Origin of the sequence: Natroniella sp. ANB-PHB2 (assembly GCF_046097105.1) — a bacterium.
Classification (GTDB): Bacteria; Bacillota; Halanaerobiia; order Halobacteroidales; family Halobacteroidaceae; genus Natroniella.
The window spans coordinates 1,057,598-1,071,784 of record NZ_CP175562.1 but is presented as its reverse complement, the minus strand read 5'-3'; the positions used below and the strand labels follow the sequence as shown (position 1 = coordinate 1,071,784).

14 protein-coding genes are annotated in these 14,187 nt (G+C 33.6%); 10 read left to right on the top strand and 4 right to left on the bottom strand.

Annotated elements, in window-relative coordinates:
• Nucleotides 1-107: 107 nt before the first annotated feature.
• The 3 genes from ACKF5P_RS05415 to ACKF5P_RS05405 all read left to right on the top strand — a co-directional run bounded on the left by ACKF5P_RS05415 (nt 108) and on the right by ACKF5P_RS05405 (nt 4,018).
• Nucleotides 108-1,979: a methyl-accepting chemotaxis protein gene (locus tag ACKF5P_RS05415; RefSeq protein ID WP_408956475.1), complete on the top strand. Its 1,872-nt coding sequence runs from the start codon at nt 108-110 to the stop codon at nt 1,977-1,979.
• Between the two features lie 183 nt (nt 1,980-2,162).
• The gene (locus tag ACKF5P_RS05410) at nt 2,163-2,762 is read left to right on the top strand and encodes a GGDEF domain-containing protein (protein WP_408956474.1); all 600 of its coding nucleotides are present in this window, start codon (nt 2,163-2,165) and stop codon (nt 2,760-2,762) included.
• Nucleotides 2,763-3,028: 266 nt separating this feature from the next.
• A complete protein-coding gene (locus tag ACKF5P_RS05405) occupies nt 3,029-4,018 on the top strand; it encodes a diaminopimelate dehydrogenase (protein ID WP_408956473.1) in 990 nt (329 codons plus the stop codon).
• A 42-nt stretch (nt 4,019-4,060) separates the two neighbouring features.
• On the opposite strand, the gene ACKF5P_RS05400 is transcribed toward ACKF5P_RS05405, so the two are convergent.
• Both ACKF5P_RS05400 and ACKF5P_RS05395 read right to left on the bottom strand, forming a co-directional pair.
• Entirely contained in the window at nt 4,061-4,366 is a 306-nt protein-coding gene (locus tag ACKF5P_RS05400; protein ID WP_408956472.1) for a late competence development ComFB family protein, read from the bottom strand.
• Between the two features lie 69 nt (nt 4,367-4,435).
• On the bottom strand, nt 4,436-4,846 hold the full coding sequence (locus ACKF5P_RS05395) for a putative ABC transporter permease (RefSeq protein WP_408956471.1): 411 nt from the start codon (nt 4,844-4,846) through the stop codon (nt 4,436-4,438).
• A gap of 289 nt (nt 4,847-5,135) precedes the next feature.
• On the opposite strand from ACKF5P_RS05395, the gene ACKF5P_RS05390 reads away from it, so the two are divergent.
• Nucleotides 5,136-6,542, top strand: coding sequence for an MATE family efflux transporter (locus ACKF5P_RS05390; protein WP_408956470.1), 1,407 nt, complete (start codon nt 5,136-5,138; stop codon nt 6,540-6,542).
• Nucleotides 6,543-6,700: 158 nt separating this feature from the next.
• Here ACKF5P_RS05390 and ACKF5P_RS05385 read toward each other — a convergent pair whose 3' ends face one another.
• Nucleotides 6,701-8,569 (bottom strand): methyl-accepting chemotaxis protein, encoded by a 1,869-nt coding sequence (locus ACKF5P_RS05385; protein ID WP_408956469.1) that lies wholly within the window; start codon nt 8,567-8,569, stop codon nt 6,701-6,703.
• A 286-nt stretch (nt 8,570-8,855) separates the two neighbouring features.
• On the opposite strand from ACKF5P_RS05385, the gene ACKF5P_RS05380 reads away from it, so the two are divergent.
• Both ACKF5P_RS05380 and ACKF5P_RS05375 read left to right on the top strand, forming a co-directional pair.
• Nucleotides 8,856-9,188 (top strand): hypothetical protein, encoded by a 333-nt coding sequence (locus ACKF5P_RS05380; protein WP_408956468.1) that lies wholly within the window; start codon nt 8,856-8,858, stop codon nt 9,186-9,188.
• A gap of 310 nt (nt 9,189-9,498) precedes the next feature.
• Nucleotides 9,499-9,912 carry a DUF1284 domain-containing protein gene (locus tag ACKF5P_RS05375; protein ID WP_408956467.1) on the top strand — a complete coding sequence of 138 codons (414 nt, stop codon included), beginning with the start codon at nt 9,499-9,501 and terminating at the stop codon, nt 9,910-9,912.
• A gap of 77 nt (nt 9,913-9,989) precedes the next feature.
• On the opposite strand, the gene ACKF5P_RS05370 is transcribed toward ACKF5P_RS05375, so the two are convergent.
• Nucleotides 9,990-10,853: a DUF4349 domain-containing protein gene (locus tag ACKF5P_RS05370; RefSeq protein WP_408956466.1), complete on the bottom strand. Its 864-nt coding sequence runs from the start codon at nt 10,851-10,853 to the stop codon at nt 9,990-9,992.
• 366 nt (nt 10,854-11,219) lie between these two features.
• Between ACKF5P_RS05370 and ACKF5P_RS05365 the strand changes: the two genes are divergently transcribed.
• The 4 genes from ACKF5P_RS05365 to ACKF5P_RS05350 all read left to right on the top strand — a co-directional run bounded on the left by ACKF5P_RS05365 (nt 11,220) and on the right by ACKF5P_RS05350 (nt 14,175).
• The gene (locus ACKF5P_RS05365) at nt 11,220-11,783 is read left to right on the top strand and encodes a tRNA (mnm(5)s(2)U34)-methyltransferase (RefSeq protein ID WP_408956465.1); all 564 of its coding nucleotides are present in this window, start codon (nt 11,220-11,222) and stop codon (nt 11,781-11,783) included.
• Between the two features lie 168 nt (nt 11,784-11,951).
• Nucleotides 11,952-12,896 carry a TIGR01212 family radical SAM protein gene (locus tag ACKF5P_RS05360; protein WP_408956464.1) on the top strand — a complete coding sequence of 315 codons (945 nt, stop codon included), beginning with the start codon at nt 11,952-11,954 and terminating at the stop codon, nt 12,894-12,896.
• A 16-nt stretch (nt 12,897-12,912) separates the two neighbouring features.
• The gene (locus ACKF5P_RS05355; RefSeq protein ID WP_408956463.1) at nt 12,913-13,962 is read left to right on the top strand and encodes a diguanylate cyclase; all 1,050 of its coding nucleotides are present in this window, start codon (nt 12,913-12,915) and stop codon (nt 13,960-13,962) included.
• Between the two features lie 66 nt (nt 13,963-14,028).
• On the top strand, nt 14,029-14,175 hold the full coding sequence (locus ACKF5P_RS05350) for a hypothetical protein (protein WP_408956462.1): 147 nt from the start codon (nt 14,029-14,031) through the stop codon (nt 14,173-14,175).
• The last annotated feature ends 12 nt before the right edge of the window (nt 14,176-14,187 follow it).

Sequence of the window (14,187 nt, the reverse complement as noted above, 5' to 3'; positions counted from 1 at the left end):
ATGATATAGAATTGGTAATAAGATGTAACTTTTTATCTTAATATAGTAAATAAGCTAAAAAAAGAAGTTTAAGTGTTGAACAACTATTATTTTTAGGAGGTAAAATAATGAATTTAAATTTAAGTTTAAAGCAGAAGTTAACTTTTTATATTTCATTATTGGTAGCAGTACCATTATTAATTTATGGGACAGTTACTTATAATCGTGAAGTAAGTAATATTCGTACTGGGGTAATGGAGCAAGATCAAGTTCTAACAAATGAACTATCAGCAAGAATTGAAGAAGCAATGGTCTCTCAAATGAGATTATTAGAGGTGACTGCCGGAATTGATGGGATCGTAAGTATGAATCCAAATGATATGAGTTCAGAGCAAGAAGTGGAAGAGATTTTAAAGGGGATTCAGAGGGGGAATTCAGTTTTTGAAGTGCTTTACATCCTTAATCAAGGTGGTACAATGATTGCTCATGGCTTAGAAAAGGAAGAAGGTCTAATAGGAGAAGATTTTAGTGATCGAGATTATTTTCAGGTAGCAATTACAGGGGAAAATTTCTTTTCAGATGTTATGATTTCGCGTCAAACAGGCTTACCTACCTCGACCATCGCTGTTCCAATTGAAGATGGTGGTGAGCAGGTAGGAGTATTAGCAGCTACTATCAACTTTGCAGAATTACAGGAGATTATTATTAATTTTAGAGAAGAAGATAAATATGCATATATTACTGATAGTGAAGGGAGAATGGTTGCCCACCCTGAGTATGAAGAGATGGTGTTGGGCCAAGAAAATGTTAGTGAAGTAGAAGTAGTAGCTGAAGCATTAGAGGGAAGAAGTGGGGTTGATCAGTATTATACTCCTGAAGGTGTTGAAGTGTTAGGGGCTTATTCTCCAGTTGAAGAGTTAGGCTGGGCTGTAGTTGTCCAGACTACTACTGAGTCTGCTTTTAGTCAAGTTGATAATATTTTATGGCAGACGATTTTGATCTTAGCTGTTGCAATTATAATGGCAGTGTTTGTGGCTTTATTTATAGTTAAGAATATTTCAGATCCTATTAAGAAAATAGTAATTAAAATGAGGGAAGTAGCTCAAGGTAATCTAAATGCCAGAGTTGATATTGAGCGTAGTGATGAATTAGGAAATTTGGCTGATAATTTTAATCAGATGGTATCAGAAAAAAGAAAGGTTATTGCTAATATAATCAATGTCACGGAGACACTCTCTTCTTCTGGAGAAGAGCTATCTGCTCTCGCTGAAGAAGCTAGTGGAAATGTGGAGGCTACAGCAGGAAATATGCAGCAGATGTCAGCAGGGATAGAAGAAGTATCTGCTACTACCGAGAAGATGAATGATTTTGCTGAAGAGACTGCTAGTAATGCTAATCAAGGCCAAGTTAAGATTGAAGAAGCTGTTTCCGAGATGAAGGTTATTAAAGAGGTTGTAAGTAGTGCAGTTGAAACTATTAGTGATTTAGGTGATAGTTCTGATCAGATCGGTGAAATTATAAAGATGATCACTAATATAGCAGAGCAGACCAATTTATTAGCTCTAAATGCAGCAATTGAAGCAGCAAGAGCAGGGGAGCATGGTCAAGGTTTTGCGGTAGTGGCTGAAGAGATTCGCCAACTAGCCGAAGAGACTACTACTGCTACTGATAAGATTTCCAGTTTAGTTGAACAGATTCAGTTAGAAGCTGGAAATGCTATTTCTGTAGTTAAAGCAGGTGCTGATGAAGTGGAGCAGGGAGAAGAGGTTATTAATCAAGCTGGAGAAACATTTATTCAAATAGTAGAGGCGATTAATGATACAACTGCTCAGCTTCAAGATACAACAGCTGTAATTCAACAGTTGGCTACAGGTAGTGATGAGGTAGTCAAGGCAACTGATGAAATAACCACAGTAACTGAAGAGGCTAGTAATTCGGCAGTGAATTTAACTGAAATAGCAGAAGAATTGAAACAACTTGTTAATAAGTTTGAGGTTTAACCGTTAAAATAAATAGGCTTACTAAAACATATTGATTAATTATAGTATCTTTTTATTTGATTTAAGGTTGGGCCCTTCTTGAAATTGAGAAAACTTTATAGATAGACACTAACTGTCTATGATAGAGTGGTATTATTTAATTAAGCTTGAAGAGTTTGATTATTTAAAAGAGGGGGAGTCAGTTTGGAAGTTAGATTTATATTTTTAGCAATGCTCCTTATTCTGGTAGTGATAATTTTAACAATTATAAAGTTCTTGGATTTGAATCGTAGATTGTTAAAGGCAGAAGCAAGGGTGGAGCAGATGTATCAAAGGGCTATTCGTGATGGAATGACGGGAGTTTATGATCATAAGTATATGCTCGATTATTTAGAAAACCTTGATTCTTCATACTCATTATTGATGCTTGATATCGATGATTTTAAAGATGTTAATGATGAATATGGTCATCAAGTTGGTGATGAAGCTATTAAGTATGTAGCTAGAAAAGCGGCTGCTAATATTCGTAAAAGCGATTTGATTGGAAGATATGGAGGAGACGAGTTTATTATTATCTTATTTGAGTGTAATCAAGAGGAAACAGAACTGGTTAAGCAGAAGGTTAAAGAAGCAATTGAAGAACCATATGAAACTTCTTGTGGGGAGAAATTAAAGATAACAGTTTCGATAGGGACTTATATTAATGATAAGACTGAAACAACTAAAGAGGCTTTATCTAAAGCAGATCAGGAGCTTTATAAGGCTAAAAGCTGTAATGAGAAGGTGTTAAGGTGTAGTTATTGAGTTAAGCTCAAAATATAGAAATAGTGGAATCAAATTATTTTGTTCAAGAGATGGAAAAGATAACTACTTAGGTGTTGGTAATTATAGAGGAGAGTGATCTTTTCAAATAAAATTAAAAATAGAAATTATACTTGACAATAAAATGTCAATATATTATTATGTATAATGAAAACGGTTTTCATTATGATCAAAAAGGTTCTTCTTAGAGATGAATACATAACAAATTAAAATCTAAGCAATATTATTGATAATGGGAGGGAAAAGAGATGGCAGAAATCAAAGTTGGAATTGTAGGGTATGGTAATTTAGGTAAAGGTGTTCAAGCAGCAGTTAAACAGAATTCTGATTTAGAGTTGGTAGGTGTATTTACTAGAAGACCAGTAGATACTGTAAATGTTAATGAAGAAGGAGTCGAGGTTGTAAATGTAGCTGATGCAAAAGATTATGTTGATCAGATAGATGTGATGTTATTATGTGGTGGTTCAGCTACTGACCTTCCTGTTCAAGGGCCAAAATTTGCTGCAATGTTCAATACTGTGGATAGTTTTGATACTCATGCTAAGATTCCAGAATATTATGAGCAAATGAATGAAATTGCAGAAGAAAATGGAAATACTAGTGCGATCAGTATCGGTTGGGATCCAGGTCTCTTCTCAATGAATAGAATGTTAGCTGGAGCTGTTCTTCCAGAAGGTAAAGAATATACTTTTTGGGGAAGAGGAGTTAGCCAAGGACATTCTGATGCGATCAGAAGAATAGATGGAGTCAAAGATGCAGTTCAATATACTATTCCGATTGATGAAGCGATTGAGAAGGTAAGAGAGGGCCAAAATCCTGAGTTAACTACTAAGGAAAAACACTTACGTGACTGTTATATAGTAATTGAAGAAGGAGCAGATAAAGATAAAATTGCTGAAGAGATTAAGACGATGCCTAATTACTTTGCTGAGTATAAAACTACTGTCAATTTTGTGATGGCAGAAGAATTAGCAGAGAAGCATTCTGCAATGCCTCATGGCGGATTTGTAATTCGTAGTGGGCAAACAGGAGAAGATAAAGAGAATAATCAGATTATAGAGTTCTCCTTGAAACTTGATAGCAATCCTGAATTTACAGCTAGTGTCTTAGTGGCATATGCACGAGCTATACATTGTTTTAATCAAGAGGGGCAGACAGGAGCTAAGACAGTTTTTGATATTCCATTATCTTATTTAACTAACAAATCATCAGCTGACTTAAGAAAAGAGTTGCTTTAACAGAAATAAGACAGTATCCTTAAGGATACTGTCTTATTTAGTTCAATTATGGTTAGGATTTTTGGAGATTGTTTGAATTGCTTGAATCACTTTTAAATCAAAGTCAATTTGTGACTGTTCCTCAAACTCATCTAATCTAGTCATCACATCTCCTTTAGCAGTAGTAATATATTTTGCTGGTAGATTATTAAGAGCATAAGAAGCCATATCAATCAAGCACTGTTCACAGATACAAATATCTTTAAAGTCTTCTTCTGTTAATAGTTTTTGTAGTTTATCTAAGACTACATCTTCTGTATGATTATGTAGTTTTTTCTGCTGGATTTTTTTAAAAATTTTATTATTCACATATATCTCCTCCAGTAGTTTTATTCTATTATATCATTTAATTATTATAAAATAAACCTACTGGTAATTTTAATTAATTTCAATTTTTAAATTGATTAATAGTTCATAAAGTCTCTCAAATAATAAGCCTACTATAAACCATAATGGAGCGTAGTCTAATCGAACAAATCCATCGATTGACAAGGGTGTATGACTATAATCCCAAGGGCTAACGCCTACTACATTTAATAATAGCCAGCCAGTAATATATTCAGCAATAAAAATAAGTAAAGTATAACTCCCTCCTCGTAAGATAATTGGCCAGGCCTTTATTTTTTTATAAATCGGTTCTAAAAAGATTGCTAATCCATAGATTGGGAACATCCAAAGAGAAGTCCAGCTTCTTAAAACGAGGTTACCTTCTATTAGAGAATTTAAGCCAGTCCAGAAGATTTCTAGACACCAACCCAGCAAACCGTAAATAATAAATCTAATACTCATATGTTTAGTATTGATAAAGGAAGAAAAGAATATTCAAATTTTTATAGATTTGGATGATTTATAGCAACTACCAATCAAAGTAGAATTCTACTTCTTTTTATGATAGAATACTTATAAATACTAATTATTCTAAATTTAATAACTACTAAGAAGAAAGGTATCATAGTAAAAATTAGAGAAGATCAAACATTTTACAAACATTAGTAATTTTAGCCACAAATTAAGAAGAGAGTAGTACTAGATTAATGATTTTTTATAAAAAAAGATAAAATAAAAGGAGCAGATTTAGATGGTTGAATTGACAGAAGAATCAAATTCAAAAAAGATGAGAAAGAGTATAATAAACTTAGCTTGGCCTGCTGTATTACGTATGTTGTTAGAAAGTATAGTAGGTACAGTAGATATTATTATGGTTGGTAGTTTAGGGGCTGCTTCTTTGGCAGCAGTTGATGTCAGTAACCGAATAGTTTTCTTAGTTGTTGGTTCTTTAACAGCTTTAACAATAGGATCGACTGCATTAGTAGCTCGTTATGTAGGGGCCAACGATCAGAAAAAAGTTAATAATATTATTTCTCAATCAGTACTAATTGGTTTTTTATTACCCTTGATTTTAGTAGTGATTGGTTTTTTATTTGCTGAGGATATGTTGAGATTAATGATGCTTTTAATGGAAGAGGTAGATCCCATTATTTTAGATGAGGGAAGTATCTATATCAAGATTATTTTTAGCTCTATGGTCTTTGGATTACCTATGATGATAGTTACTGCTATTTTACAGGGGATTGGGGATATGAAGACGCCACTTTATATTATGATAACTACTAATTTGTCTAATGTAGTAGCGAATTATGTCTTGATTTTTGGGATTGGATTTTTTCCTCAATTAGGAGTAATGGGGGCTGCATTGGGAACAGCATTTGGTAGATTAGTAGGAGCGATAGTAAGTTTTGCCTTCTTGATTAAAGGTAATACTATGATTAAATTAAACTGGGCTGATATTAAATGGAAGCTTGATTGGAAGGTGATAAAGAATATATTCAGTATCGGTATCCCTTCGGCAGTTGAACAATCTATTAGACAAAGTAGCCAAATTATATATACTGCATTGATTGCTGGATTAGGTACACTGACAATTGCAGCTAATGCTATAATTATGAATATGCTAATGATTCCTGTAATGTTTGGATTTGGATTTGCTTTAGCTGCTACGACGTTAGTAGGTCAGAGTTTGGGAGCACAAAAGTATGATTTAGCTAAAGCATATGGTAAGCAATCCACCTATATAACAATGGTATTGATGAGTATAATATCTGTTCCTATGCTTATTTGGGTCAGACCGATTATTAAGTTATATACTGATAATCCTGAGGTAGTTATGATTGCCGAGCCAGTCTTAAGGGTTGTACTTTTTATGCAGCCATTGTTTGCTGTTGTGATGGTATTGAAAGGAGCTTTGCGAGGAGCAGGGGATACAAAGTGGACGATGTATATTACTGCAATTGGTAATTGGGGAGCTAGACTGTTTTTGAGTTTATTATTTGGTTTTTATCTAAACTATGGATTTATAGGTTTCTGGATTGGTATGGCAGGTGAGATGATAGTAAGAATGATCTTGTTAGTTTGGAGGTATGAATCGGATAAATGGCAGCAGATATATAAGGTTAGGGAAGAAAGAGAATTAGTAGCTGATTGTTAATGATTGTGGCTCTTTTCACCACATAACTCACAGCTATAAGCCATCAGCTATCAGTCTAGAATAATTAAGAAGATCATAGCCATATCTCTTAATGTATGGTGATTGTTGTTTATTAAAGGAAAAAGCCACAGGTTTTAACCTGTGGCGTAGGACTATACTCAGATTTTAAATTCTTTTATGAGAGTTTGTAACTTTTGAGCCATCTTAGATAGCTCTTGAGATGAGTTAGTTACTTCATCAGACATATTTTTTATCTCTTTTGTAGCATTAGTTATCTCATTGCTGTTTTGTGCTAGTTCATTGGTAGCATTAGCCGTCTGTTCAATTTGACTTGAGGTTTCTGTGATTATTTCCTGGATTTCTGTAAATTTAGCACCTGTTTTTTCTGCAATCTCTTTTCCTTCTTTGGTTTTTTGTTCTACTTCATTGACTGCTGTTAATCCTTTGGCAGATTGTTGTTGGACTTTATTGATTAGGTTATAAATTTTTTCAGTAGCCTGTGAAGTCTCTTCTGCTAACTGTCTAATTTCATCTGCTACTACTGCAAAGCCTTGTCCATGTTCACTTGCTCTAGCTGCCTCTATTGCTGCATTCAAAGCTAGTAGATTCGTCTGTTCGGCTATGTTTGTAATTAATTCAATGATTTCTTCAATCTTTTTGGCATTAGTATCTAAATCATTGATGATAGTTACAGTCTCTTGTACTGAGGTATTAATATTAGTGATACTATTGACCGTAGCTTTAATATCATTGGCCCCTAAGTCTGCTTGGGAAGTAGCCGATTCAGAGAAACTGGCTACCTCTTGGGCACTACTTGAAATTTGTTGAATTGATGCTGACATATTTTCAACTAAATAATTAGTATTATCTATCGTTGCATTGCCTTCTTCTGCTGAAGCTGATAATTCATGGCTATAAGCTGATAGATTTTGTACACTAGCTGATAACTCCTTAAGTATTCCTTGAAGATTATTATTCATTATATTGAAAGACTTGGCCAAAGTTCCGAACTCATCTTTTCGTTCAGTCCATTTAGTATCTAATTGAGCTGAAAAATCTTTGTTAGCTATTCGCTGGCTATAGTTGCTGATAATATTTAGAGGTTTAGCAATATAATTACCAATCTTAAAGCTAACAGCTAACAGAACCAATAAGGCTATTATTAATAGAATAATCAGAATGTTTCTAACATTATTTATTGGTTCTTCAATAAATTGATGTGGTACCCTGGTTAATAACCTCCAATTATTGAGTTCTGGTATTTCCTGAAAGTATGCATAAGTTTTCATTCCTTCATATGTATATTCTACCTGTCCAGATTGTTGATTGAGTATTATGTCTGCAACATTTTCAAGTCCGTTTGCTTCTGTTAAACTTTCTTGTAAGACCAGTTCTGAATCAGGATGAGTGATAAAAAGCCCCTCACCATTAACTAGATATGAATAAGAGTCATTATGAGCAATATTGATATCAGAAATAAAATCATTTAAGATATTTAAGTTAACTGTTGCTCCCATTAAACCAATCACTTCATTATTCTCTTTAATTGGAGTGGCAATAACTGAAATTGGATTGCCAGTTGAAATTGCGATCAAAGGTTCTGAAATTGCAGTTTTACCGGCCATTACTTGTGGGAAATAATCTCTTTCACTTACATTCCCATCCTCACCAGCTGTTGCATTATATTCTCCTGTTGTATCTGCTATAAATAATACTTCATAGATATCAGAGTATTGTTTGTGGCGTTCTTCTAGAAAAGCTTCAGCTTCTTCCCAGTCCATACTCCGAACAACAGGGGTTGCTGCGTAATCTTCAAGTTGATTCTTTTTATCTTCAAACCAGTCACTGATATAGTCAGCATTATCTTGTGTACTTTCTGTTACTGTGTTGTCGATTATAGTATGTATTCCATTACTAACTAAGTAATTTGAGATGAGTATAATTGATAGAAAAAGTATACTACTAACAATTGCTATGATCAACATAAGTTTAGTACCAATATTTTTTTGTAACTTCTCTTTAATCATCTTAAAAACCTCCTAGTCTTATTTTTATTTCTTTTATTTGGTATGTAATAAAAAACTTTCTACAAAAATAAAAAAAATCCTTTAAAACTATTTAATAAATTGATAGTTTTCTAAAAGCTTGATATCTAGTTTTCGTAATCCAAAGAATTGATTTAGCAGAGAGTTTTACTGGAAGGTTAATTTAAAATTTATACGTATAAATTTTAGGAGGAACAGAGGTTTTAAATTACAAATCTGGAAGTAATAATAAATAGATATTGGTTATGGTGATAGGAGGAATTAAAAAATGAAAAAAATTATATTACTATTAATTATGTTGAGTGTAGTATTGATCTTTACTGGGTGTCAGGAAGAGGAATATCATTTATCAGGAACTATAACAGATAGCAATGGTAACGGGATAGAAGCGGTGACTCTAAAATTTGAACAGTTTGGTATTGCTACGACAGATGAAGAAGGCAGATGGAGTAAGCATCAATTGGTTGGCCCGGTAACAGTTACGCCAGTTAAGGAGGGCTGGGAGTTTACTCCAGGGAGTATTGAGGTTGAAGAGACTAAGGTAATTTTGACGATGGTTATGCCAGTCTTTTTGCTGGTGAGATTGCTTCTGTTACTTTAAGTTGGCCCAGTGTAGACAGTGATATATATAGAGTTGAACTGTATTATTTTGATGGGGATAAAGAGCTTATTACCCAGTCAAGTTTAATTGCGAGGGATAGTTCGTATACTTTTCATGATAGTTGGCTAGATAAGCCTAATTTAGATTATGTTGCTTTCAGAGTATTAGCTGTTAATGAACATAGGTTAGAGGGTTTTGTTGGAAATTCAGGTTTTGAAATTTCAGCTCCTGATGGGCCAATGATTTCTAATTTCTAAGTAGAGGTTAGTTATAGAGAAATGTTGTTTAATGAAGAGGGGAGGAGAGAAAAATGAAATTTAGAGCACATCATTTGATCTGTAGATTGGGTTTTCGAGGTTTAGGATATGACGAACGTTTTACACAGGTAATGAAAGAGGTATTAGCCAGCTTTAGGTTGAATCCAGAGCTTAAATTAAAGATAGTAAGAAAGCCAGATATCCTTTGTGCTGCTTGTCCTAATAAAAAAGAGAAAGGTTGCTTTAAGGATCAAGATTCAGAGAAGGAAGCAGAGATTAAGAAGCTGGATCAATTTGTGATCGATAAGCTTGGTGTAATAGAGGATGGAATTTATTTATTAACAGATCTTGAACAAAGAATAGCCAAGTTGCTTACAGAAAGAGATTTAGAGGAGTTTTGTGGCTCTTGTCAGTGGAGCGAGTATGGTTATTGTCAGCAAGGGCTGCAAGAATTAAAGAAAGATTAGGTTAAGCTTAAGGCTAAGTCAATCATTAAAAGCATAATGGTTTAGCTCTTATTTAAATTTAGCCTTAAACTTAATATTTATTTACGCCATTTAGTAATTAATTTGTAACTTAAAATAATAATGGTTATTAATATAAGTAACCAAGGAAGCAGTCGTCCACTGACAATGATGATTAAGTGAATACTGGTAATAAAGCCTTGGACTGCTTGTTGTAATGTTTCTGGTAGTCGATAATTATTAAATAATGGTTCTGGCTCGGTCAACCTTAGCCGAATTGTACTTAGATTAATCTGATTATCATAACGCTCCAGTTGATTTTCGATTCGTTCAATTTCAGTTCGTACTCGATTTAATTCTTTTTCAATCTCTAAGATTTCTCTGACTGCTTCAGCTTCAGTTAACAGTTCACGATATCTAGTTTCCTGTGCGGTGAGGTTCTTTTGTCGTACCTCTAGATCAATATATTTATCTGTTACATCTTGACTGCTGATCTGTTTATTTTTCAGCTCTCCTAACTCTTGTAAATCAGAGATAAGTGCTGAGAAATTATCGGTTGGAACTCGAATGGTATATGAGTGTGATTGGCGTTGATCTGCTAGTTGTTGTTGTCGTGAATTAGATAAATAACCAGAATAGTCTTCGATTAATTCTTTGATTTTTCTCTCATTATCTGCTAAATTTGTAGTTTCTAATTGTAGATTGCCAGTGGTGATCAGTTTTCGCTCGGAAGTATTAACTGGTTGATCATCTAGATCATAACTAGTAGTATTAACTACGGGTTCTATACTTTCTTTTCGGGCCAACTCCATCATTCGTTCCGGAGCTTCGACAGTGGGTTCAGAATTATTTCTACCCCAGGAAGGAAGACAACCAGTAGTAAGTAAGAGAATAGTTAACATAAATATTGTAACTAACAGATGAAGTTTACTCTTTCTTCGCATTTAATATCCCCCCCTTTCTAACTTGTATTATACCATGTCTTATTTCAGTAAGCTAATTAAAAATATTACTAACTGATTAGTAGTGAAAAGGCTTAGTATTTAATAATTAATAATTAATATTTAGTAGTGGGAAAGATAAATACTAATAGTCAATGATTACAATCTCATAGAGCGAGCATTAACTAAGAAATATGCAGATTGTTTTTATTATTTGCAGGATATTTTTAACTAAAGCGGAATAATTATAACTAAGAGCTGAGTTGTAACATAGCTTAATTAAGATTTAGCTAAACTTAATGCCAAATAAATTTTATTAAGAAATATATTAAAGTTAAAGCGGTTAAACTTTATAGGAGGAGAGTCAATTTGAGATTACAGCAAGGGGTTGAATATTCTCACTCAATTTTAACAGAACAATTATTTGAAGGGGCCAACGTAGTAGATGCTACTGTTGGTAACGGGAATGATACTGAATTTTTAGCAAAATTAGTAGGTGCTGAAGGACAAGTTTGGGGCTTTGATATCCAAAAGCAGGCTATTGAAAGAACTAAAGGTAAATTAATGAAGTCAGGATTCTTAGAGCGAGTAACTTTAATTCAGGCTGATCATCAGAAGTTGGCCCAATATATAAGTGAAGAAGTTGATGGAATCTTATTTAATTTAGGGTATTTACCAGGAACAGATAAAGATATTACTACAACAATAAAGACTACTCTACGGGCGGTTAAAGCAGGATTAGATATATTAGTCAAGGGTGGAGTAATGGTAATAGTGATCTATACAGGCCATCAAGCTGGAAAAGAAGAAGCAGAAGCTCTTTTACAGTATGCTACAAATCTAAATTATAAGGAATATAATGTATTACATTATCAATTTATTAATCAAGCTAGCAAGCCACCAGAAGTAATGGTGATCAAAAAAAGGGGCTAGAGAGCATTTAATATTTAATATTGAATAGATAAAATTATTTAACACTTAATATTGAATAATGAATAATCAAAGATAGAAGAACTTAAAGATTATAAACTTATTTAAGATATTGATCTTCAACAATTAAGTATTATATATTAAATCTACTTTACCATGGGGGTTGAGAAAATGGATAAATACTATCGTTATTCTAATTATTTGAAGAACAAATATGGAACAAGAACCTATAAGATTCCAATTAATTTAGCACTTACTTGTCCTAATCGTGATGGGAATATAGCTGAAGGTGGTTGTACTTACTGTGGTGAGGGAGGAGCCAGTTTTTCTGAGGATCAAGAAGTAAGTAGAAATGAAGTCTTACATAAAAAGGAAAGAATTGCTACTAAGTATCGAGCTGAGAAGTTTATTGCTTACTTTCAGAATTTCACCAACACATACTTACCTTTAGATCAATTAAAAAGTAATATTGAACAGGTGTTGGGGATTGATGAGATTGTGGAGATTGCTTTAGCGACTAGACCGGATTGTATCAGTCAAGATTATGTAGCTCAGATTATGAAGCTAATACATAAATCAACTACTGAGCCTACTCTTACCTTTGAATTAGGGTTACAATCAACCAATTATCATACATTAGAAGAGATCAACCGAGGTCATACTCTTGCTGAATTTATTGATGCAGTGCTGACTGCCCATAGATATAATGCTGAAATAGGAGCCCATATAATATTGAATTTACCTGGTGATGACAAGTTGGATGCTAGGGAAGCAGCTAAGATAGTCTCGGCATTAAAAGTAGAGAATGTCAAGTTACATGCACTTTATATTAGAGAGGATACTCAACTGGCTGATCAGTATCAACAGGGAGAGTTAGAGCTGATTTCATTAGCTGAATATATTGATCGAGTTATTGAATTTTTAGAGCATTTAGATCCCAAGATAGCAGTTCAGAGATTGATCGGTAAGGCTCCTAGAGAAGGTACATTGTTTGTAAATTGGGATTATAATTATGATCAGATTAATAACTTTATTTTGGAGGAAATGGAGAGAAGAAATAGTTGGCAAGGGAAAAAGTTTGATTATTTAAATGGTAAGGCTTTGTCTAAATTATAAGAAGGGAGGTAGTTAAATGGAGATCTTAATTGTTGATGATTCTCGATTTATAAGGTTCTTGTTGGCCCAGATTCTTAAAGAGGAAGGCTACCAGAAAGTCCATCTTGCTAGTTCAGCTCAAGAAGCATTTGAGATTCTAGGTTTAAAAGATGATAAAGTGGCTGAGATAGATTTGATATTATTGGATATTGTAATGCCGAAAATAGATGGAATCGAACTTTGTCAGCAAATAAAACAAGATTCAAATTTAAAAGATATTCCTGTAATTATGGTTACCTCTAAAACTGATCTTGACTCTTTAGAGCGAGCTTTTTCGGCAGGAGCTATTGATTATATAACTAAGCCGATTCAAAAGGTGGAGTTATTGGCTAGGGTTAATTCGGTTTTGAGACTTAGTAAAGAGATAAAAAAACGTAAAAAAAGAGAAAGAGAACTTGAAGAGAAGACGGAATTATTGGAAAAGCTCAACAAAGAAATAGAAGAGGCTAATAAGAAGCTGGAAAAGATGGCTTCTAGTGATGGTTTAACTGGGCTTGCTAATAGAAGGTTCTTTAATAATAAATTAGAAGAAGAATGGAAGAGATCTAAACGTAAAATGACCCCATTGGCTTTGATTATGATTGATATTGATTATTTTAAAGAATATAATGACACTTATGGACACCAAGCTGGTGATGAGTGTTTACAAAAGATAGCACAGAAGTTTGAAGAGTTAGTACTTCGTCCTGCTGATTTGGTAGCCCGTTATGGAGGAGAAGAGTTTGCTGTGATATTACCAGAAACAGGGCTGAGTGGGGCAGTTAAGGTTGCTGAAAGGCTCAGAATAGGAGTAGAGAGTTTAAAATTACCCCATCAAAAGTCGCAGATTTCTGATTATGTAACGATCAGTGCAGGAGTGGCTATTGCTAAACCTAATAATGATGATGGGTTAGAAAAACTTGTTAAAGTAGCTGATGCAGCACTCTATTTGGCTAAAGAAGAAGGACGAAAGCAGGTTAAAGATGAATCTGAATTGGTTGAGGATATATTATATGAAATAGAAACGGAAAATGAAGCCATAATATAGTTTAAAGATGAATATTATTAAGTATACTAAAAATGAGAGCTTTGACTATAAAGGAGGGGAAAACACATGAGAAAATTTGTTAGCTTTCTTTATAAGCTGGCCAGAGTTGCTAATGATATTGAGACTTTATCGAGTGGTAACCCTAAAAGGATAGCTAAGCGAACTAAAAATAAGGTGATTGGTCGTAAATTAATTAGAAAATTAATGAAATAGGAGTGGTTAATA